Source organism: Halapricum desulfuricans (assembly GCF_017094465.1).
Classification (GTDB): domain Archaea; phylum Halobacteriota; class Halobacteria; order Halobacteriales; family Haloarculaceae; genus Halapricum.
The window spans coordinates 2062000-2081165 of record NZ_CP064791.1; the positions used below are offsets into that span (position 1 = coordinate 2062000).

General features: G+C 64.3%; 17 protein-coding genes and 1 tRNA gene. 9 read left to right on the plus strand and 9 right to left on the minus strand.

Annotation, left to right across the window (positions count from 1 at the left end):
* Positions 1-345: 345 nt before the first annotated feature.
* The 3 genes from HSEST_RS10550 to gnd form a co-directional block, all read right to left on the minus strand.
* A tRNA-Arg gene (locus HSEST_RS10550) sits at positions 346-418 on the minus strand.
* Between the two features lie 82 nt (positions 419-500).
* The gene (locus HSEST_RS10555; protein ID WP_229120891.1) at positions 501-1073 is read right to left on the minus strand and encodes a 2Fe-2S iron-sulfur cluster-binding protein; all 573 of its coding nucleotides are present in this window, start codon (positions 1071-1073) and stop codon (positions 501-503) included.
* Positions 1074-1154: 81 nt separating this feature from the next.
* Positions 1155-2060, minus strand: a complete 906-nt coding sequence (gene gnd / locus HSEST_RS10560; protein WP_229120892.1) for a phosphogluconate dehydrogenase (NAD(+)-dependent, decarboxylating) — start codon at positions 2058-2060, stop codon at positions 1155-1157.
* A gap of 147 nt (positions 2061-2207) precedes the next feature.
* Here gnd and leuS point away from each other — a divergent pair, with 147 nt between their 5' ends.
* Positions 2208-4841, plus strand: coding sequence for a leucine--tRNA ligase (leuS, locus tag HSEST_RS10565; RefSeq protein WP_229120893.1), 2634 nt, complete (start codon positions 2208-2210; stop codon positions 4839-4841).
* 877 nt (positions 4842-5718) lie between these two features.
* Positions 5719-8457, plus strand: a complete 2739-nt coding sequence (locus HSEST_RS10570) for an ATP-dependent helicase (protein ID WP_229120894.1) — start codon at positions 5719-5721, stop codon at positions 8455-8457.
* Positions 8458-8485: 28 nt separating this feature from the next.
* Here HSEST_RS10570 and pfkB read toward each other — a convergent pair whose 3' ends face one another.
* The 5 genes from pfkB to HSEST_RS10595 form a co-directional block, all read right to left on the minus strand.
* A complete protein-coding gene (pfkB, locus tag HSEST_RS10575; RefSeq protein WP_229120895.1) occupies positions 8486-9451 on the minus strand; it encodes a 1-phosphofructokinase in 966 nt (321 codons plus the stop codon).
* Positions 9452-9761: 310 nt separating this feature from the next.
* A complete protein-coding gene (locus tag HSEST_RS10580; RefSeq protein WP_229120896.1) occupies positions 9762-10523 on the minus strand; it encodes a VOC family protein in 762 nt (253 codons plus the stop codon).
* Between the two features lie 53 nt (positions 10524-10576).
* Entirely contained in the window at positions 10577-12001 is a 1425-nt protein-coding gene (locus HSEST_RS10585) for an FAD-binding oxidoreductase (protein WP_229120897.1), read from the minus strand.
* Positions 12002-12065: 64 nt separating this feature from the next.
* Positions 12066-12512 (minus strand): TIGR04206 family protein, encoded by a 447-nt coding sequence (locus HSEST_RS10590; RefSeq protein ID WP_229120898.1) that lies wholly within the window; start codon positions 12510-12512, stop codon positions 12066-12068.
* A complete protein-coding gene (locus HSEST_RS10595) occupies positions 12512-13624 on the minus strand; it encodes an OBG GTPase family GTP-binding protein (RefSeq protein WP_229120899.1) in 1113 nt (370 codons plus the stop codon). The genes HSEST_RS10590 and HSEST_RS10595 overlap by 1 nt, the downstream gene beginning before the upstream one ends.
* A 153-nt stretch (positions 13625-13777) precedes the next feature.
* On the opposite strand from HSEST_RS10595, the gene HSEST_RS10600 reads away from it, so the two are divergent.
* From HSEST_RS10600 to ftsY, 7 genes are all read left to right on the plus strand, one after another.
* Complete coding sequence (locus HSEST_RS10600) at positions 13778-14266, plus strand: 50S ribosomal protein L11 (RefSeq protein WP_229120900.1); 489 nt, start codon at positions 13778-13780, stop codon at positions 14264-14266.
* Positions 14267-14411: 145 nt separating this feature from the next.
* Positions 14412-14564, plus strand: a complete 153-nt coding sequence (locus HSEST_RS10605) for a 50S ribosomal protein L39e (protein ID WP_229120901.1) — start codon at positions 14412-14414, stop codon at positions 14562-14564.
* Complete coding sequence (locus HSEST_RS10610) at positions 14564-14842, plus strand: 50S ribosomal protein L31e (protein WP_229120902.1); 279 nt, start codon at positions 14564-14566, stop codon at positions 14840-14842. The genes HSEST_RS10605 and HSEST_RS10610 overlap by 1 nt, the downstream gene beginning before the upstream one ends.
* 3 nt (positions 14843-14845) lie before the next feature.
* On the plus strand, positions 14846-15508 hold the full coding sequence (locus HSEST_RS10615; protein ID WP_229120903.1) for a translation initiation factor IF-6: 663 nt from the start codon (positions 14846-14848) through the stop codon (positions 15506-15508).
* 123 nt (positions 15509-15631) lie between these two features.
* Positions 15632-15805 (plus strand): 50S ribosomal protein L18Ae, encoded by a 174-nt coding sequence (rpl18a, locus tag HSEST_RS10620; protein WP_229120904.1) that lies wholly within the window; start codon positions 15632-15634, stop codon positions 15803-15805.
* Entirely contained in the window at positions 15802-16257 is a 456-nt protein-coding gene (pfdA, locus tag HSEST_RS10625) for a prefoldin subunit alpha (RefSeq protein ID WP_229120905.1), read from the plus strand. The genes rpl18a and pfdA overlap by 4 nt, the downstream gene beginning before the upstream one ends.
* A 3-nt stretch (positions 16258-16260) precedes the next feature.
* On the plus strand, positions 16261-17544 hold the full coding sequence (gene ftsY / locus HSEST_RS10630; RefSeq protein WP_229120906.1) for a signal recognition particle-docking protein FtsY: 1284 nt from the start codon (positions 16261-16263) through the stop codon (positions 17542-17544).
* A gap of 21 nt (positions 17545-17565) precedes the next feature.
* Here the strand turns inward: ftsY and HSEST_RS10635 are convergent, their stop codons facing one another.
* Complete coding sequence (locus HSEST_RS10635; RefSeq protein WP_229120907.1) at positions 17566-19161, minus strand: hypothetical protein; 1596 nt, start codon at positions 19159-19161, stop codon at positions 17566-17568.
* Positions 19162-19166 lie beyond the last annotated feature (5 nt).

Below are 19166 nucleotides of genomic sequence, written 5' to 3' on the forward strand. Positions count from 1 at the left end.
GTTCGTCTCCTCACCGACCCGAAATAGGCCGGTGACCGATACGCATCTTCTACCTACCACTGATTCAGGCCCAGAATCGTGAACTAAACCAACTCTGTATGCTGCGTTCAATCTCTGTATGCAGCACGGGCCTTTTGACAGATCACGAACGATTTGAACGACGATCTCTGCGGACTGCGGTCATATCTTGTCAATCAGCAATTGCTTTTCTGAAAGGGCACCAGTTTGGCTATACGCGAATTCCCGTGACACCCACTCGGCCGCTCGCCCATCGAACGAAAGCAAGGCCTTTGCGTTCGTCCAATCTCACTCCCTCGATTTCGGGCGATTATAGGCGCGAAAATACGGGCGCGAGGGGATTTGAACCCCTGACAACTTGGTCCGGAACCAAGCACTCTGTCCACTGAGCTACGCGCCCTCACGGGACCGTACCAGCGAAGAGAATTTAGTCGTTGTGAACGACAGGCGACAGCTGTGCGACTCACGCGACAGGCGTCGTCCTAGGGTTGTTCGGCCGTTTTGATCGTGAAGTCGGCGGTCGGATAGGCCACACAGGTCAGGCAGTACCCGTCGTCCATCTCCTCTTCGGAGAGTGTGTCGTTGTTGCTGTGGCGCACGAACTCCTCGGCCGGTCCCCCCTCGATGTGGCCGGCACAGGAGAGACACTGCCCCTGTCGACAGGAGTAGGGCATGTCCCAGTCCTCGTCCTCGCCGGCCTCGAGGATCGTCTCGTTGTTCGCGACTTCGATCGTCTCGCCCTCGTTTGCGAACTCGATCTCGTAGTACTCGACGTCCTCGATCGCCTCCGGATCGAACCCGGCGTCTTCGTCGTCGGTCTCCTCGAGTTCCCCCTCCGACGCACCGGACTCGATCGCGCCAGTCGGCGCGCCGCCGCCGACGCCGCGATTGTACGGCTCGGGGAAGTCCGTCTCCGGAACGGACGCGGCCCGCTGTTCGAGCACGTCACGGGAGATGTCCTCGCCGGCCTGCCAGCCGGTCCCGCGCGCGAAATGCAACACGACCGCCACAAGCGTCAACCCCAGGCCGAGCAAGAGGCCCACTGTCTGAACCATGTGCCCGGGTATGAAACAGCGTCTTATAGGGATTGGTGCACCGGCAAATCACCCGGGGATGTTGCGCCGACGGGCGACACGCTACTTGCGCGCGATCTCGTGACGGCCGAACCCGTATCGCAGTCGGTTGGCCAGCCGACGGGAGAACCGCCCCTCGCCGTCGCCGGTTGCCCGGGAGTTGAACCGCTCGGAGAGCGCCTGGTAGATCAGCGGCACCGGCACCTCCTGTTCGAGCGCTTCCTGGACCGTCCAGGTGCCGGTCGAGCCGCCGGCGACGTAGTCCGCGACGTCCCCAAGGTCGTTGCCCTCCTCGCGGAACGCTTCCTCGGCGAGTTCCAGCAGCCACGATCGGATCACCGCGCCGTTGTTCCACGTGTGAGCGACAGCCTCCAGATCGAGGTCGTAGCGGCCGTTGGCAAGCAGCTCGAAGCCCTCGCCGTAGGCCTGCATCAGCGCGTACTCGACGCCGTTGTGGATCATCTTCACATAGTGGCCCGACCCCGAGGGACCCATTCGGTCGTGGCCCTCCGGCCCGGTCGCCACGGCGTCGAACGCCGGCGTCAGCTCCTCGTAGGCCCACTCGGGACCGCCGACCATCATCGAGAAGCCCAGTTCCGCGCCGGCCGGGCCGCCGCTAGTTCCACAGTCGAGATACGCGGCGTCGGTCGCCTCGCCGCGACGGATCGAGTTCTCGAAGTTGGAGTTGCCGCCGTCGACAATGATGTCGTCGCCGCCGACGTGCGGTTCCAGTTCTTCGAGGGCGGCGTCGACGGGATCCCCGGAGGGAACGACCATCCAGATCCGCTTCGGTGCCGAGAGTTGCTCGGCCAGGTCCGGGATCGATTCGGCGGGTGTGGCGCCGTCCTCGGCGGCCTCGGCGACAGTCTCCGGATCGACATCGTACGCGACCACGCTGTGCCCGTCCGCGAGCAGTCGATCCACCACGATACGTCCCATGCGACCGAGTCCGATGACTCCGATCTCCATATCTCTCCCTGCTCTGCCCCCGGTAGTATGGGTTGTGGTTCGAGTTCGCGTGTGTCGGGCGAAGGGTTTTGGTCCGGTCCGCCGAAACAGGCGTAACGCGACCGGCGGCCGCGTCGCGACCCGCGCCACGACACTGGGGAGATACGAATGCACCGAGGACGCACTTACGACCACGAGAGCGTACAGGAGTTCTGGCAGTACCGCTGGAACCAGGAGAACGCCTACGAACTCGACGATCCCGAGGACCCGCTGTACGTCCTGGGGATGTTTCCCTACACGTCGGGCAACCTCCATATGGGCCACGTCCGCAACTACGCCATCACGGACGCCTACGCCCGGTTCAAGCGTATGCAGGGCCACGAGGTCCTGCACCCGATGGGCTGGGACGCCTTCGGGTTGCCCGCCGAGAACGCGGCCCACGAACGCGCGACCGACCCCCAGTCATGGACGGACTCCTGTATCACCCGGATGCGCGAGGAGATGGAGACGATGGGCTTTGGCTACGACTGGTCCCGCGAGATCACGACCTCCGAACCCGAATACTACCGCTGGAACCAGCAGTTCTTCCGGGAATTCTACGAGGCGGGGCTGGTCGACTACCGCGGTGCCGAGGTCAACTGGTGTCCCGACTGCGAGACCGTGCTGGCGGACGCACAGGTCGTCGACCCGCCGCCAGACGTCGATCTCGCTCCCGCAACCGAGGGAGTTTGCTGGCGATGTGACACGCCAGTCGAGACGCGGGAACTCGACCAGTGGTTCTTCACGATCACTGACTACGCCGAGGAACTGCTCGGGGGGCTCGACGACCTTGAGGGGTGGCCCGACAGCGTCTCCGAGATGCAACGCAACTGGATCGGCAGACGCGAGGGCGCACGGATCGCCTTCGAAGTCGCGGAGTACGGCCCGGTCGAGGTCTTCACCGCCCGACCCGAGACGATCCACGGCGCGACCTACCTTGCGGTCGGCCCCGGTCACGACCTCGCCCAGGAGCTGGCAAGCGAGGACGCGACCGTCGCCGAGTACGTCGAGGCCTACGAGAAGAGCGAGGTCGCCGGCGTCGCGACCGACCGAACGGCGATCAATCCCGCGACCGGCGAGGAGATCCCGGTCTACGTCGCCGCGTACGTACTCGACGACGTCGGCACGGGCGCGGTGATGGGCGTCCCCGGGCACAACGAGCGCGATCACGACTTCGCGACAGCGATGGACCTGCCGATCCGCCAGGTCGTCGAGCCCGACGAGGGCGCGGTCGATCTCGATCGCGAGGCCTACAGCGGCGCGGGCGAGTTGCTCGACAGCGGCGAATACACCGGCCGCTCGACCGAGATGGCCCGCTCGGAGATCGTCGAAGATCTCGACGCCGCACAGCCGGACACCCAGTATCGCCTGCGCGACTGGCTGATCTCCCGCCAGCGCTACTGGGGGACGCCGATCCCGATCGTCCACTGTGAAGAGTGTGGCCCAGTGGTCGTCCCCGAGGACGACCTCCCGATCGAACTGCCGGAGTTCGTCCAGACGCGGGGCAACCCCCTCGACGAGGCGACCGACTGGAAGGCGACGACCTGTCCCGAGTGTGGCGGGCCCGCCGAGCGCGAGACCGACACGATGGACACCTTCGTCGACTCCTCGTGGTACTTCCTGCGATTCCTCTCGCCCGACCGCGAGGACGTGCCGTTCGATCCGGAGGTCGCTGACGATATCCTCCCGGTGGACGTCTACGTCGGCGGGAAGGAACACGCTGTGTTGCACCTGCTGTACATCCGGTTTTTCGCCCGTGCGCTCTCGGATGTCGGCCTGCTCGACTGCCGGGAGCCGGTCGATCGACTCGTCAATCAGGGGACGGTGCTCCACGGCGGCCGGAAGATGTCTGACACGGAGGGCAACGCGATCGCGCCCCACGAGTACGGCGCGGAGACGACGCGGCTGTTCGTCCTGAGCGCGGCCCACCCGAATCGGGACTTCGACTGGGCGGCCAAGGACGTCGGCGAAGCCTACGACCTCCAGCAGGGGATCTACAGCCTGGTCTACGAGTACGCCGACGGCCTCCAGCTGGCAGAGCGCGACGGCCCGGCCGAGCAATATCTCACGCGGGAACTCGACCGGGCGGTCGCGGCCGCAACCGAGGACTACGATCGCTTCCGGATCCACCAGGCGATCGACGAGGTCCGCCGACTCACACGGCTACTCGGTCAGTACCGCGCCTACGAGACGCCCGACGCCGGGACCTACCGGACGGGACTGAAGACCCTGCTTCGGCTGCTCGCGCCAGTCGCGCCATACCTGGCCGAGGAGTGCTGGAATATGCTGCAAGCTGACGGGCTGATCGTCGACGCCGACTGGCCGACCGTCGACAGCGAGATCGAGGCCTACGACCGCGAGCGGACGCTCGTCGCGACGGTTCGAGACGACGTGCGCGACATCGTCGAGACCGCGGGGATCGACGACCCCGAGCGGATCGAGCTGGTCGTGGCCCCGGAGTGGAAGTATACCGCTTACGAGATGGCCAGCGAGTCATCGGGCGATTCGGTCGTCTCGAAAGTGATGAGCGATCAGTCGATCCGCGAGCACGGTGAGGCCGCCGAGTCCTATGCGAAGTCCCTCCAGCAGGAGGGGCTGGAGCCGATCCTCTCGCGGGCCACCGAACGCGCAGAACTGGAGCGCGCCGCGTGGCTGCTTGAAGACGAATTCGACGCCGCGGTTGACGTGCGCGGGGCGGACGAGGCTGACGATGAACTTGCCGGGAGGGCCGAGCCCGGGCGGCCGGCGATTTACATCAGCTAATCGGGTGTTTCGGTATGGTCTTCAATTGGATGAGACGGCACTGATGGGTACCACGGCCTGGTGCCGTTCATGTAGTGTTTAGCTAGCGCAGCAATTTGAGCGAGGATACCTCCGATGAGTAACACGTACCCCAACGTTCTGAGACCGGTCGCGAAAACGAAGACAAGACCACTGATAGCCCCCACGATCAAGAGCGATTTCAGAGCAAGCGTCCAGTGGAGTGCGCGTTGATAGTCGTCCGTTGGGAGTTCGCCAGGTGATGTCGATGTCCATTCGACAGGTTCCCACGGTGCGAAACCATACCGGAGATCGCGGAGGAGTGACGCCACCACATACAGAGTCACAATACCAACTAGCGTGATTGCCATTTGTATTGCCCCTGCCCGATAAATTACAGAGATGACGTACAGCACGAATCCAATCGCTGTAATGCGGCCAGCTATCCGCCCAATAGTCGCCGCGATAGCTGACTTCTTCAATACATCTCGGCGCCGATATCCGTGTTCACACATCATTTCTGTTCAATACTATATTAAGTAATAAGTTCTTTGTTATCCCATATGAAATAGAAGATATGTATTTTAACCTGAGTAGTAGCGATCAGATTATCTGGTTTCAGACGAATTCGAACGAGCGAGGCCAGTCGTCGGCTGTATCTGCTTCGGCGGTGCTGAGACTGAGGTGGTTCAGTGTTTTATATCACGAAAATATGTCCGACGCAACAGTCGACGTTCGCGGGGTGGGCGACGCCGACAATGAACTTGCCAGGAGAGCCGAACCCGGACGGCCGGCATTGCATATCTCCTGACGGGGCAGCGGAGCCAGGTGTTCGACCTCCAAACCCACAAGTCGGTGCAGCCCCCAGTGGTGGTAAGCGATGGGAGGTCGCCAGTTGCTCGCGGAGGCCGACGTGTCCTTCGATCCCGAGACCGTCGAGATCGACGACCGGGACGTACTGGAGTTGCTCGATCCGGTCGTCCGCGAGTGGTGGGTCGAGCAGTTCGGCGAATTCGTGCCCGAGAACGGCGGCTTCTTCACCCCGCCACAGAAGGGAGCAATCCCGCACATCCACGGCGGCGAGAACGCACTGATCGCAGCGCCGACGGGGTCGGGCAAGACGATGGCGTCCTTCGTCGGCATCATCAATGAACTGTTCGCCCGCGACCGCGCCGACGACCTCGACAACTCCGTGTACTGCCTCTACATCTCCCCGCTCAAGTCACTGGCCAACGATATCCACCGCAATCTCGAAGTGCCGCTGGAGGGCATCACCGAGCGACTCGACGAGCGCGGCGAGGAGGTCGAGATCCGCCACGCGATCCGCCACGGCGACACCGACGACAGCGAGCGCCAGCGGATGCTCAAGGAGACGCCACACATCCTCAATACCACGCCTGAGACGCTGGCAATCCTGCTCAACTCCCCGAAGTTCAAGAAGAAACTCGAAACCGTCGAGTACGTCATCGTCGACGAGATCCACAGCCTCGCCGCGAACAAGCGCGGGACGCACCTCTCGGTGTCTCTGGAGCGTCTGGCAGCGATGGCCGAGCAGTCGCCGACGCGGATCGGCTGCTCTGCGACCGTCGAACCCCTGGAGACGATGGCCGAGTTTCTGGTTGGCGAGGATGCTGACGACGGGCCACGCGACTACGAGATTGTCGACGCTCGCTTCGCCAGGGAGTTCGACATCGAACTGTCCTGCCCGACCGACGACCTGATCGACACGCCCCCGGCGGTCGTGACCGATCGCTTCTACGAGCAGTTACACGATCTCATACAGGAGCATACCAACACGATCGTCTTCACGAACACCCGATCGGGGGCCGAACGAGTCCTGCACAACCTGCGGGCGAACTTCGAGGCCTACGACGAGGACAACTCCGGCGCCCACCACGGCAGCCTCTCGAAGGACAGCCGCGAGACGATCGAACAGCGACTCAAGGACGGCGAGATCGACGTGGTGACGACCTCGACCAGCCTCGAGTTGGGGATCGATATGCCACACGTCGACCTGGTCGTCCAGGTCGGCTCGCCCAAGTCCGTGGCCGCGCTGCTCCAGCGCGTCGGCCGAGCGGGCCACCAGCTCGGGGAGACCGTCACCGGTCGCGTCGTCGCGCTCGACCGAGACGAGCTGATCGAGTGTGCGGTCATGCTCGAGAAGGCCGAAGCAGGATTCGTCGATCGCGTGTTCGTCCCCGAAAACGCCCAGGACGTCGCTACCCAGCACGTCTACGGGATGGCGATCAACGGACCCAGACCGGAGGCGGAGATCCGCGAGGTACTCACGCGAGCCTACCCCTACCGAAACTACACCGACGAGCAGTGGGAGTCGCTCATGCGGTATCTCACGGCTGACTATCCCGGTCTGGAGGAGAAGAACGTCTACGCGAAGATCTGGCGCGACACCAACGACCCGCCCGAGGGCGAGCACCACTACGAGTCCTTCGACGTTGGCGAGGGGCTGATCGGCAAGCGCGGCCGGATGGCCCGGGTCATCTACATGACCAACATCGGCACGATCCCGGACAGTTTCACCTGTGACGTGTTCACCCGCGCGGGCGACGACTGGGTCGGCCAACTCGACGAAGCGTACCTGGACAGCCTCGAGACCGGCGACGTGTTCGTCCTCGGTGGCGAGCACTTCGAGTTCCGATATCGCCGAGGGTCGAAGGTCTACGTCGACCGGACCGCAGCCAGGCCGACCGTCCCCTCGTGGTTCTCCGAGCGGCTGCCGATGAGCTACGATCTCGGCCGGGAGATCCTCGCCTTCCAGCGGGACCTGCTCGACCGGCTGACCGACGGCGGTCGGCCGCGGGTCCGAACGTGGCTCCGGGAGTTCCCCATCGACGAGCACAGCGTGCGAGCGATCACGCGGCTGTTCGACGAACAGGTCCGATACGCCGGTCCCGAGAGCGTCGCGACCGACAGTCGTCTGGTCGTCGAGGAAGTGCGCGATCGCGGTGAGTACGAGCGCCGGTACCACGTCCACTCGACGTACGGTCGACGGTTCAACGACGGTTTTTCGCGGTTACTTGCGCATCATATCGCCCAGCAGGCGACGGCCAACGTCCAGGTCGCGGTCGCGGACAACGGGTTCACGCTCTCGATGCCACTCAACCGGAAAGTCGATATCGAGGGGCTCGTTCGGGATCTCGATCCCGAAACGGTCAGAGCGGATCTGCGGGCGAGTCTGGACGGGACGGACCTGCTGGAGCGATACTTCCGGATCAACGCCACGCGAGCGCTGCTGATCCTCAAACGCTACAAGGGCTACGAGAAGTCGGCCAGCGAACAGCAGTTCAACGCCGACATGCTGCTGGATTTCGCGACCGACCTCGAGGAGTTCGCCGTCACCGAGGAGACCTACCGGGAGATTCTCGAGGACAAACTCAACGTCGATGCGATCGAGGACGTGCTCGAATCGATTCAGGCCGGCGACGTCACCGTGCACGCGACCAGGATGGACTCGCCGACGCCGCGGGCGTTCGGGCTGGCGACGCTGTCGGCCAGCGACGTCGTCCTCGCCGAAGACGAATCCGCGGTGCTGCAGGAGTTCCACCAGCGGGTGCTCGAAGCGATCGACGACGAGCCCGTCGAGAGCGCGGCTCCCGAATGACGTCTGCCGATCTCAGCGTACGGACGGGTCAGCCGTCGAGTTCCCAGACGCGGACTTCGTCCATCCGGTCCTGTGGATTGAGATATCGGACGCTCGAGCCCGTGACAGTAACGAGTTTCCAGGCGGCTGCGACACCGGCCCGGAGCGCCTTCTCGTCACTCCAGCCCTGTTCGTAGGCCCACAGGATCGCCGCGAACATGGCGTCGCCGGCACCGACGGTATCGACCACCTCGACGTCGACAGCCGAGGAGTATAGCGTCTTCTCGGGCGTCACCATCACCGCTCCTTCTTCTCCCATCGAGGCGATAACGCGCTCGAAGCCCATCTCGTGGAGCTGGAGTGCAGCCTGCTCACAGTCAGTAATGTTCTCAACGGTGATGCCGGTCGCCGCTTCCAGCTCCGTACGGTTCGGTCGACAGTACTCGTAGGTCCCCTCCAGGTCGGTCAGTACGTCACCGTGGATGTCGACAGCTGTCTCCCAGTCACCGGCGGCAGCGATACGATCGACCGCCGCGGCATCCATACCGGGCGGCAGGCTGCCGCCGATGTTGAGAATCGCCGGATCGTGTCTCTTGACCGTCTCGATCAGCAGGTCGACAATGTGATCGGTCACCTCCGGACCGGTCTGCAACAGTCGATACTCCGCCCGATCGCGGTCGGGCACCTCGGCCATTCGAGACGTTTGCAGTTCCTCCCGTGCTGGCGCGAGGATGGTCGTGTTGATCCGGGTCGGTGCGGACTCAATCGAACAGAAGTCAGTCGGGATGTCGAACTCGTCGAGGCTCTGTTCGAGGAAATACCCGGTGAAGCCGCCGGTGATCCCGGTCGCAGTCGTCTCGCCGCCGAGTGCGCGGACGAACTGCGAGACGTTGATCCCGTTGCCGCCCGCGTCGAACTGCGCGCCGGCGGATGTCTGGACGACGTCTGGTTCCAGCGGTTCGTCCATCTCGATCGTCTGGTCGACCGCCGGGTTCGGCGTCAGCGTGAGTATCATACCCGTATCGTCTCGTCGCGGGGACTTAATTGTCGTCGCATCGCATCCACGTTTTCCGGCCCAGGCGTGCGTCGCTCGGAGTCGCGCTACCGTCTGACGACCTCGATCTCGTGGCCGTCACGGCCACTTTTTCCCGCTCGGGTGCGCTTTGCGCACCGCTCGCGGCAAAAACGTGGGGAAAAAGCCGGACTCTCACTACGTTCGAGTCCGAGGAAACGGCTCCCGCCGGTCGCCGTATGCTCACACCGTCTCTCGGATCACTTCGTTCTCCGGTCGATTGACGGTATGCCTCGCGTCGCTCGGAGTCTCGCTACCGTCTGACGACCTCGATCTCGTGGCCGCTCGGATCCTTGGTGAAGGCGTAGTTGTAGTCACAGGACTCCGGATCACGGTAGTCCTCGGCGTGGCGGCTCATCAGCATCTCCCAGTACTCCTCCAGATCGGATTCGTCCGCGCGCACGGCCACATGACCCCAGGCGTCGCCGAACTCGTAGCTGCGGCCGTCGTGGTTGTAGGTCAGCTCCATCGACATCGCCTCTTGAGGGGCGTCCTCGGGCTTGAGAAAGTACAGCGAGAAGCTGTCGTGCTCGCTACGGCGGAACATCTCGTAGTCCAGCTTGCGGGTGTACCAGCCGATGGACTGGTCGACGTCCTCGACGCGGATCATCGTGTGATCGATGGACCATTTCGCGCCGTAGTCGCGCTCGACGATCTCGATCTCGTGGCCGGTCGGACTCTTGACGAAGGCGTACTGGCCGCCACAGGAGTCGGGATCGCGATAGTCCTCGACGCCCTCGTCCATCAGTTGCTCGTAGGCGTCGTAGACGTCCTCGACGCGCACCGCGATGTGGCCCCAGGCGTCGCCGAACTCGTAGCTGCGGCCGTCGTGGTTGTAGGTCAGCTCCAGCACCGCACCGTCCTCGTGCATGTCCTCGGGGCCGAGGAAGGCGAGCGTAAAGGAGGAATGCTCGCTCTTGCGCTTCAGTTCCCAGTCGAAATGCTCGGTGTACCAGTCGATCGATTCCTCGAGGTCCTCGACGCGGACCATCGTGTGGTCGAGAATACCGTCCATGTGCAAGAGATAGGCTGGAGCGTCGAAAAACGTTCTGAAAGCGGGTGACGCTCTCACGATCGCGGACCGACGTTGATGTTCGTCCGGAAGCGGTTGTCCGGATCGTAGGTCGCCTTCAGTTCGGCGAGTCGATCGTAGCTCTCGCCGTAGACCAGCTTCGCCCAGTCCTCGTCGTTCTGTTCCTCGTAGCCGACGTAGCCAGGATACGCGTATTCACCGCCGATATCGCGGGCTTCGCGCTCACATCGCCGCACCCATTCGAGGTTCTGGTCGGTCGTCTCGGGGTCGACCCACTGTCCCTCGACGACGAGCAGGAACTCCTTGTCGGTCCAGGGCGCGGCCGTATCGTGATCGCTGCCCCCGATAGCGCCGCCCATCGGCCAGAGACCGATCCCGTCGAGCGGCGACGGCGCGTCGTCCGCGCCGGTCCGGACGAGTTCGAGGTGTTCGTCGGTCAGATCGTCGAGGAACACCGACCGCTGGCTGTACAGGTGGCCATCGGGAAACATCTCCGCGCCCAGTTCGTGCAACGCCATGTAGGGCATCTCCCCGGACATATCCAGGATAGGATCCCCGAGAGATCGGTACGAATCGAGCACCTGCGGGGCGTCGTCGGAATCGCCGAGATACGCACCCATGATCGCGATCGACGGCTTCCCCTGCAGGTCCTCCGGGACGTCGGGCAACGGCGGGACGTGCGTGTTCAGCAACATAGTGCTGAGCGCGTCCGGTGCCTCGGCCGTCAGCTCGCGGAAGTCTTCGAGAATCGCCTCAGCGCCGTCGAGCGGATAGAAGACGCCAAGTGCCGGGACGACGGGCGGTGTCTCGTATAGTTCGAACGTGAGTTCGGTGACGACACCGAAATTCGCGCCCGCGCCGCAGATCGCCCAGAACAGGTCCGGGTCGCCGTCCGGGCCGACAGTGCGAACCGTTCCGTCGGCTGTGACGAGTTCGACCTCCCGGAGGGCATCGAAACCGGCCCCGTGCTTGCGCCGCATCCAGCCCAGCCCGCCAGCGAGTGTCGATCCGGATATCCCGACCACGGACGCGCTCCCCGTGGGAAACGCGAGCCCGTGTTCGAGCGTCCGTTCGAGAGCCGCCCCGGCGGTCGCGCCGGCACCGACGGTGACGCGCCGTGCGTCGCTGTCGACGTCCACGGCAGTGAGATCCGCGAGGTCGATGACGAGCCCGTCCTCCACGAGGGCACTCCCAGCCTGATGGTGGGCGTTCCCTCGAATAGAGAGCTCGAGGTCGTGCTTTGCTGCGAACTCGAGGCCGGCCGCCACGTCCTCGGGGTGCCGGACCCGGACGATGACCGCCGGACGCTTGTCGACGAGTCCGTTCCACACGTCCCGAGCGTCCTCGTACGCTTCGTGATCCGGGAGGATCAGGTCGCCGTCGAGTCGCTCGCCGAACGTGTCGACTTCCGCGGATGGGATCTCACTGATCGATCCGTTCGGTGATGAGTCTTCACTCATAATCGCCAATGAAAATAAAAGCGACATAATAGTCAGGGAACGAGCAGAAAGTTCCGGTGCAGCGTCAGGTCCGAACCTCGAAAAACACGCCTTTCAGATCCGACCAGTACACCCACCAGACCAGCGTCAGCGTCGTTATCGTCGCAATCGGGACCGCGAGATACGTGCGGCGGCCGCCCCACCCGAGCGCGAACTGCAACTGTGTCAGTCCGACCAAAACCAGCAGTCCCGCCGTCAATCGGCGGTCTTCCAGATCTGCCAGTCCGAGCGCCGCCGAGACCAGTGCCAGTCCGTACAGGACAACGCCGAGCGGCCACGCGTAGACGTACTGTGGCAGTCCTTGCGTGTACACGAACAGATACTCGTGGATCGTCACGATACGCCAGGGTTCGCCCACGCCGAGAAAACCGAACGGGAAGAACAGCGTCGTCACGCCGCCGGTCGTCACCACTGTCCAGGGGATCACGCCGACGAGTGCAACCAGTAGCAATCGGCCACGTGCGTCGGTCATCACCGGTTCACGACGATCCGAAGGACGTCCTCGTCGGCCAGTTCGTGATCGCGTCCGACCTGCTGATCGTCGTGTTTGGCGCTCTCCCCGGACACGCGGGCGAACCGGAATCGCTCGTCGAAGCGACCGCCGATCTTCTTGCAGGCGTCGCCGACGGTGTCGCCCTCGAACAGCATCAGCGGGTCCTCGTAGTCGACGCCGCGGCCGGGCTTGTCCATATAGATCCGGATCAGCCCGAGTTCGTCGTAGATGCGCTCTTTCAGCGCGTCCAGGCCCTTTTCCTCGACAGCGCTGATGAAGATCGCGTCGTCGGGATCGATTCCGTGTCCGCGAAGGTTCTCGTCGACGGTCTCCTTGTAGTCGGGCTCGATGAGATCGGCCTTGTTGACGGTCACGATCGACGGGAGGTACTCGCGGTTGTCCATGATCCCGTCGATGAGCCGGTCGATGTCGACGTGCTCGCCGATGGTGACGTCGGCGTTGACGTAGTCGTGTTCGCGCAGGACGCTCTTGATCGTCTGCTCGTCGAGATCCAGGTCGACCGAGGCGTTGACCGTGATCCCGTCCTTGTGCTTTTTCCGGACCGAGACGTTCGGGGGCTCGGCGTCCAGGCGGACCTTGTTCCGGTAGAGCTCCTCGCTGAGGCGCTCGTACTGGTCGATCTCGAACACAGAGAGGACGAACACGATCAAGTCGGCCGTCCGGACGACAGAGAGGACTTCCTTGCCGCCACCGCGGCCGCCGGCCGCACCCTCGATCAGTCCGGGCACGTCCAGCATCTGGATGTTCGCGCCCTTGTACTGGAGCATCCCGGGGTTGACGTTCAGCGTCGTGAACTCGTACTCGCCGACCTCGCTGTCGGCGTTGGTCATCGCGTTGATCAGCGTGGACTTGCCGACGCTGGGAAAGCCCACGAGCGCGACGGTCGCGTCGCCGTGTTTCTCGACGGCGTACCCGGGGCCGCCGCCCGACCCCGACTGCTGGGCCTCGAGTTTGTCTTTCTTCTCGGCGAGTTTGGCCTTCAGACGGCCGATGTGCTCCTCGGTCGCCTTGTTGTAGGGCGTGTCGGCGATCTCCTGCTCGAGTTCCTCGATCTCCTCTTCGAGCCCCATTACCGGATACTCCGCCATCGTCGCTCAAAAGGGCTTCCGTCCGCGGTCGCACCTCGAGGGCCGAGACCGACGCCGGCACGATTTCCGTGGGCAATCCTCGCACGCCGAACACGGAAAAGCAATTCTTAAACCCGCGCCGACGGATTCTCGGATATGGCAGGTACCATCGAAGTTCTCGTTCCGGGCGGCCAGGCCGATCCCGGCCCGCCGCTCGGCCCCGAACTCGGACCGACACCCGTGGACGTTCAGGCAGTCGTCCAGGAGATCAACGACCAGACCGAAGCCTTCGACGGCACCGAGGTTCCGGTCACCGTCGAGTACGACGACGACGGCTCCTTCGAGATCGAAGTCGGCGTCCCGCCGACGGCCGAACTGGTCAAAGACGAGGCCGGCTTCGAGACCGGCAGCGGCGAACCCCAGGAGGAGTTCGTCGCCGATCTCTCCGTCGATCAGGTCAAGCAGATCGCCGAGCAGAAGCTGCCGGACCTGCTGGCATACGACCTGAAAGGCGCCGCCAAGGAAGTCGTCGGCACCTGTACCTCGCTGGGCGTCACCATCGAGGGCGAGAACCCGCGTGACTTCAAAGAGAAGATCGACGCAGGCGAGTACGACGACGTGTTTGCGGAGGAGGCCGCGGCGTAAGCCGCGTCCGACGACGCAAACACTCAAAAAGACGAATTTTCGTGTAGCCGGTTCCTGATCACATTCGCTGTGGGACCGCAAGGCGTCGCCGGATCGACCGAAAAGGAACACACATTTAAGCAGCCACACGGAAGAGACTGATACTATGAGCAAGAAATCCAAAGGCAAGAAAAAGCGCCTGGCAAAACTGGATCGACAGAATAGTCGCGTGCCCGCGTGGGTCGTCATGAAGACAGACCGGGACGTGCAGCGAAACCCCAAGCGACGCCACTGGCGACGCAACGACACTGACGAATAATGAGCGCGAGTGATTTCGAGGAGCGGGTCGTCACGGTCCCGCTTCGCGACGCGAAGGCAGCACCGAAACACGAGCGTGCGGACAAGGCGATGGCGATCATGCGCGAACACCTCGCAAAGCAGTTCGCCGTCCCGGAAGACGCCGTCCGACTGGACCCGTCGCTGAACGAGGCGGTCTGGTCGCGCAGTCGGTCGAAGCCGCCGAGCAAGCTTCGGGTCCGGGCCGCTCGCTTCGAGGAGGAAGGCGAGGCGGTCGTTGAGGCCGAACCGGCCGAGTAGAGCGTGCCCCGCGCTGCATTCTCCGGATCGTCGTACGTCGGTGTGTTCGCCCGCGCCACCGACGACTGTCTGCTGATCCGGCCGGACCTCGACGAGGATCTCGTCGCGACGATCAGCGACTCGCTTGCGGTGTCGGCCATCGAGACGACCGTCGGCGGATCGGGAACGGTCGGCGCGCTGGCGACCGGCAACGAGAACGGGTTGCTGGTCAGCAGCCGCATCACCGACCGCGAACGAGAGCGGATCGCCGGTGAACTCGATCGATCGATCGTCGAGTTACCGGGCCGGATCAACGCCGCTGGCAACGTTGTCCTCGCGAACGACGCCGGCGCGTACGTCCACCCCGACCTCTCGCGTGAAGCTGTGCTGGCGGTCAAAGACGCGCTGGAGGTGCCCGTCGAGCGCGGCGTCATCGCCGGTGTCGATACCGTCGGGACTGCCGCCGTCGTCACGAACGGGGGCGTACTCGCCCACCCGAAAGCGACCGATAGCGAGCTCGACGCGCTGGAGGAACTGTTCGGCGTCCCTGCCGACATCGGGACGGTCAACTACGGCGGTCCGCTGGTCGGCTCCGGGCTGCTCGCCAACGACGCCGGCTACGTCGCCGGTCAGGACACGACCGGACCGGAACTCGGCCGGATCGAGGACGCGCTGGGCTATATTTAGCGACTGTTTTCATTCCGTTTACAGCAGACCAGTCGTCCGAGAAGACGCGTCACTCCGCAGTACCGCGCCGTCCGCAAAAGGAGGATGGGAAGATTCTTCCCGCTGACTCTCCACCGTTCGTCCATGAGCACGTTTACTGTTCGCGGATCGTTCCAGGCGCGGGACGGTCAGCAGACCTTCGAAAAGGAGATCGAAGCACCGAACGAGAACGTCGCGACCGAGCACACCTACGCGGAGTTCGGATCGAAACACGGCCTGAAACGCACACAGATCGAGGTCACGGAGGTGGAGGCATGAGCCTCGGTGGCGGCGGCGGTCAGGCCCAGGAGATCGCACAGGCGATCGAAGCCCTCGAAGAGGAAAAAGAGGAACTCGAAGGCGACATCGAAGACCTGCAGACGGAGAAAGCCGAGACCGACGAGGCCATCGAGGCCATCGAGACGCTCGAGACCGGCTCGACCGTGCAGGTGCCACTGGGCGGCGGCGCGTACCTCCGCGCGGAAGTCCAGGACATCGACGAAGTCATCGTCGGGCTCGGCGCCGACTACGCGGCCGAGCAGGAACAGGACGACGCCATCGAGACCCTCGAGCTGAAAAAGGAGACGATCGACGAGCGCATCGAAGAGGTCCGCGAGGAGATCGAAGAGGTCGAATCCGAGAGCCAGGAACTCGAACAGCGCGCCCAGCAGCTCCAGCAACAGCAGATGCAGCAGATGCAGCAGATGCAGCAGGAGCAGGGCGACGAATAGGCGATGTTCGACGGACTGAAGGAGAAGCTCGGCCGCTTCAGCGACGACGTCGAAGAGGACGTCGAGGACGCGGAAAGCGCCGAGGACGTATCGACGACCGAAAGCGAACCGTCCGAAGACGCCGATCAGCCGGCGGCAACTGCAGACGAGGACGAGCCGACGGTGCCCGAGAGCGAGCCGGCAAGCGAACCGGTAACTGCGACCGGGCCGGAGAGGACGGTCGACGCCGATGCACCCGGGCAGACAGCTCCCGACGGCGATGCGCCGGTCGAGGAGACACAGGCGCCCGCGGCCACCGAGGACACGGGCGAGACAACGACCGAAGATTCGGGCGATGCGGGCGAGACGGTCGACGCGGGCAGCGACGGGTCGGCGGCGGAAGCGGTAGACGAAGACGACGACCGCGGGCTGGCCGAGAAGGCGAAGCTGTTCGCGACGGGCAAGACGGTCATCGACGAGGACGACCTGCAGGATCACCTCGGCGACCTGGAGATCGCACTGCTCCAGAGCGACGTCGAGATGGACGTCGCCCAGGAGATCCTCGACGGCGTCGAGGCCAACCTCACGGGCGAGACCCGCAGGCGGCTCGAATCGACCGGGAGTCTCGTCCGGGACGCGCTGCGTGAAGCGCTGTACGACGTGATCAGCGTCGGCCAGTTCGACTTCGAGCAGCGGATCGCGGCGGCCGAAAAGCCGATCGTGATCGTCTTCACCGGCGTCAACGGCGTCGGGAAGACGACCTCGATCGCGAAGCTCTCGAAGTACCTCGAGGACCACGGGTACTCGTCGGTGCTGGCCAACGGCGACACCTACCGTGCGGGCGCAAACGAGCAGCTCCGCGAGCACGCCGAGAACCTCGATCGGACGTTCATCTCCCACGAGCAGGGCTCGGACCCGACGGCGGTCGTCTACGACGCCGTCGAGTACGCCGAGGCCAACGACGTGGACGTCGTGCTCGGGGATACTGCCGGTCGGTTACACACCAGCGACGACCTGATGGCCCAGCTGGAGAAGATCGACCGCGTGATCGAACCCGACATGACGCTGTTCGTCGACGAGGCCGTCGCCGGGCAGGACGCCGTCAACCGGGCGCGGGAGTTCGACGACGCCGCGGCAATCGACGGGACGATCCTCACGAAGGCCGACGCCGACCCGCAGGGCGGTGCGGCGATCTCGATCGCCCACGTGACCGGCAAGCCGATCCTCTTTCTGGGGACCGGTCAGGGCTACGACGACCTCGAACGGTTCGAGCCCGAGGCGATCGTCGATCAGCTTCTCGAGGAATAGTCTCTCGTTTTTCGGCTCTCCTCACATATCGTCGAGCGTGAACGCATCGAAGCGACTGACCGCATAGCGATAGCCACCCCAGGACGCGACGCCGAGGATCGTCACGTACAGCAGCCAGCCGAACGCGACCGCCAGCACGTGCTCGCCCGACAGCGTCAGCCAGAGCAACAGGAATCCGATCGCGCCGACGATCATGCCGCCGAACAGAAAGCCCAGCAGGGCCCACTGAGAGGGATGCGCGCGCTCGACGTTCATGTACTCGCGGCGCTCGAACTTCGGGGCGATCGCACCGAGTCCGACGGCAATTCCGGCACTGGCCGTCGTCAGTACGACAGCGAGTACCGACTGGCCGAGCACGTACCCCGGACCGTGTTCGACCAGTGCAAGCGGCGTCCCGACGCCGATCGCGACGGCCAGACCGAAGGCGATACCGGCGAGCATCCGGCCACGAAGCATGACATCGACGGAGGGGGAACTGGTCAGCAACAGTGGCAACTGATCGCGGTCGTCGCCCATCGGGTTCAGACAGTACGCGCCGCCGGCGAGGACGGCCCCGGCGACGACCGCCGCACCGGGGCCGACTGTGAGCAGGATACCGGGATCCTGGAACGCCGAACCGGCCATCCCGAACGCGCCGAACAGGAGCGGCGTGAGATGTGCGAGCATCCGGGGGTCACGTCGCGTCCGGACGAGATACCGCCAGGCGACGCGTGCCGACGTCGTCGCTTCGAACAGACGCGGGACGCCGTAACTTTCCTCGACCTGCCCGGCCGTCGACGAGTCGTTGCCGAGATCGGCGACGAGCATGTACGTTTCGAGGCGGATCGCTCCGAGTACTCCGGCAGGGATCGCTGCGAGGACCAGCCCTGTGACGGCAATGCCAAGCGGCCCCGGCGCCGTCCCGAACGGCGCGAAGACGACGGCTGCGTAGGACTGCAACGGTGTTCCGGGGATGATTGGCCCCACCGCGAACTGGGAGCCGGTCTCGTATCGCGAACTGAGCAGGACCTGCGTCCCGAGGAAGATCGCGCCCATCAGTCCGAGTAGGAGGACCGCCTTCACCCACAGCGACACCTGCAGACGCTCGTTGACGTACCTGGCCGTTCCCCCGACGATTCGCCCGATGACCAGCCCGACCACCGCGAGTGGCAGAACAGCGACGAGCACGACCCCGGCGACGACCGGGCCGCCGCCGATCGCGACCCCCGCGAACAGCAGAGCGCCGATCGGGACGACGAGCCAGATCGACTGGACCGTCTGTGCGACGAGCCGGCCGATCGAGACCGCCCGCGGCGGTATCGACGTCCGGGCCAGCGGCTCGACGGTCCCGATCTGCGACCGGCCGAACCCGTTCGCAGCGCCGAAATACGCGATCGCCACCGTCACGGCCGACAGCGCCATGCCGGCCGTCCCGAGCGGGACATCGCTTTCGAACTCGCTCCCGAACGCGATTGCGCCGGGCAGGAAACTCACCGCCAGAAACAGGCCGAATCCAACGATACCGAAGAGTACCGCGAGCAAGCGCCGCCGGTCCGACCGGATCTGCCGGAACTGCGCGCGCAACTCCGCCCGGGCGAGCGTCCAGCCGTCTCGGAGATCGTCTCTAACGTGTCTCATATCTC